Below are 2,441 nucleotides of genomic sequence, written 5' to 3' on the forward strand. Positions count from 1 at the left end.
CCCCCACCCCGGGCGGGGGCCTGGGGGCGTAGCCCCCCCCGTTTCGGGAAGGGGCGGGATTGGGGAACTGTTTGCTGGTTCGGCAAGGAAGGTAGCCGTTTCAGGGATTCGCGCCGCACCCTGGAAGCAAGCCGAACGAGAGGTCAGGAATCATGGCGCACGATCACACAGAGATCGACTTCGCTGAGTGGCTGCCGATGCTGGTGCAGGAGGCCGAGCTGTTCGCTCCGGTGTACCGGCAGGCGGCGGGCTGGTTGCGGGAATGGCAACCCGAGCCCGAGCTGATCGCGGACGTGGGCAGCGGGCCCGGTGTCATCTCCTGCCTCCTGGCGGACACGTACCCGCAGGCGCGGGTCGTCGCCGTGGACGGGGCCACGCCCCTCCTAGAAGCCGCCCGGTCGCGTGCGGCCGAGCGCGGGATCGCCGATCGGTTCAGCACGCTGGAGGCTGAACTGGCCGACGGAATCGGCGAGTTGGAGTATCCCGCCGATCTCCTGTGGTCCAGCAGGGCCCTGCATCACGTCGGCGACCAGCGGGCCGCCCTCACCGAATTCGCCCGTCGGCTCGCGCCCGGCGGTGCCCTCGCCCTGCTGGAGGGCGGCCTGCCCTCGCGCTACCTGCCGCGCGACATCGGCATCGGGGGCCCGGGCCTGCAGTCCCGTATCGACGCGGTGCAGGAGGACTGGTTCAGCAAGATGCGGGCCGAACTGCCCGGCTCGGTGGAGGAGACCGAGGACTGGCCTGCCCTGCTGACCGCCGCAGGGCTCCGGCACGCCGCGTCCCGTACCTTCCTGCTCGACCTGCCCGCCCCCGTCTCCGACGAGGCCCGCGCCTGGGTCGTCACCACCCTCACCCACCGCCGGGAGGGCCTGGCCGACGGCCTCGACGCCGACGACCTGGCCACCCTCGACCGGCTTCTGGACCCGGACGACAAGGCGAGCGTCCACCACCGCCCGGACGTTTTCGTGCTGGCGGCCCTGACGGCGCACGTCGGCGTGAAGCCCGCATAGCCCCGCCTCAGCAGTCGCCCGGCCGCGCGAACACCGTGACCCGGGCGCCCCGCACCTCGCGCGTGCGGCACTCCTCGAAGTGCGCGACCAGGACCTCCCGCTTCACCGCTTCTTGCGCGATCGCGTCCTCCGGCTGACCTGCGGGGTCGCGTACGGCGACGATCCGGGGCGTCTCCAGCATGCGGGAGCGGATGACGGGGGCGGGGACCTCCGTGCCGTACAGGGTTCGTGAGGCGACCGGGCTCTGGTCCAGTGCGAGGTCGCGGAGCCCGCTGACGGCGTTCGGATACGGCAGCGACCAGACGCGGCGGCGCAGCGGCATGTAGAGCACGCCGTGGCCCGGCTCGCCCAGTTGCTCGATGGTCCCGGCGATGGACGTGACGTTGTCGACGCGGCTGGCGCTGTCGCGAAGGTCCAGCGTGGTCGGGATCAGCGCGAGGACGGTCGCCGCCGCCGCGATCCGTATCCAGCGTCTGCGGCCGAGCCGGTGCATGGCGGCGCCGATCAGCAGGGCTAGGCCCGCATCGCCGTAGAGCACGTAGCGGTCCACGTACAGCGGCTGGAGCACGGACATGAGGAGGAGCAGGGCCGTCGGTGTGATGAAGAGGCACAGGGCGAGGGTGCTGAGATCCACTGTCCGCGGTCCGGAGCTGCGGGGGAGGACCCGCGCGCAGGCCAGGGCCAGGGCGGTCAGGCCCGCGAACGTCACGTACGCGACGATGTCGTAGCCGATCCACCCCACCTGCTCCGACTGGCGCGTGCTCAGCACGGCGAGCGGTGCGAGACCGACGACCACGGGAGCGGCCGTGAGGGCCCAGCGGCGGCGGGTCGCGCGGGGGACGGCGAGGGCGTGTGCGGCCAGCGCGAGGACCGCGAACTCGTGCAGCAGACCGGCCGCGAGCAACAGCGTGCCGTAGCCGCACCAGAGGGTGGTGGTGCGTGTGGCCACGGCCCATACCAGCAGATACGTGGCCCAGACGACGAGTGCGCACACCAGCGCGTACGAGCGGCCCTCCTGAGCGTGCTGCTGGACGAGTGGCAGCAGCGCGAAGGCGAAGCCCGCGAGCAGGCCCGCGCCGGGGCTCGCGAGACGGCGGCCGAGGAGGACCACGCCCGCGGTGGCCGCCGCCGTGGCGAGGACCGAAGGCAGCCGCATGACCAGGAGCGGGTCCGTGTCGTCGAAGACGGTGTACAGGGCGTGCATGAGGAGGTAGTACAGCCCGTGCACCGCGTCCACATTGCCGAGCGTGCCCCACAGGTCGGGCAGGTTCCGATGCGCCATGTCGTACGTGACGACCTCGTCCCGCCACAGCGAGCCGTGCCGACGGAGGCCCCACAGGCCCAGGCCCAGGGCCAGGGACAAGAGGACGGGCAGGAGGAGAGGAGCGGTGGGAACGGTGGCCGGGGGTGCGGTCGTGGCGAGGGGTGGGC

At 72.3% G+C, this 2,441-nt stretch carries 2 protein-coding genes; one reads left to right on the forward strand and one right to left on the reverse strand.

What is annotated here, in order from left to right:
- Positions 1 to 152 precede the first annotated feature (152 nt).
- Positions 153 to 1,010: a class I SAM-dependent methyltransferase gene (locus tag G6048_RS47785; protein WP_165345852.1), complete on the forward strand. Its 858-nt coding sequence runs from the start codon at positions 153 to 155 to the stop codon at positions 1,008 to 1,010.
- A 7-nt stretch (positions 1,011 to 1,017) separates the two neighbouring features.
- Here G6048_RS47785 and G6048_RS47790 read toward each other — a convergent pair.
- A partial coding sequence (locus tag G6048_RS47790) for a glycosyltransferase family 39 protein (RefSeq protein ID WP_328829135.1) occupies positions 1,018 to 2,441 on the reverse strand: 1,424 nt, incomplete at its 5' end.

Source organism: Streptomyces ureilyticus (genome assembly GCF_011045025.1).
GTDB classification, from domain to species: Bacteria; Actinomycetota; Actinomycetes; order Streptomycetales; family Streptomycetaceae; genus Streptomyces; species Streptomyces ureilyticus.

Excerpts from the sequence above, each read along its gene's own strand:
- G6048_RS47785 (WP_165345852.1), top strand. The coding sequence starts at position 153 with ATGGCGCACGATCACACAGAGATCGACTTCGCTGAGTGGCTGCCGATG.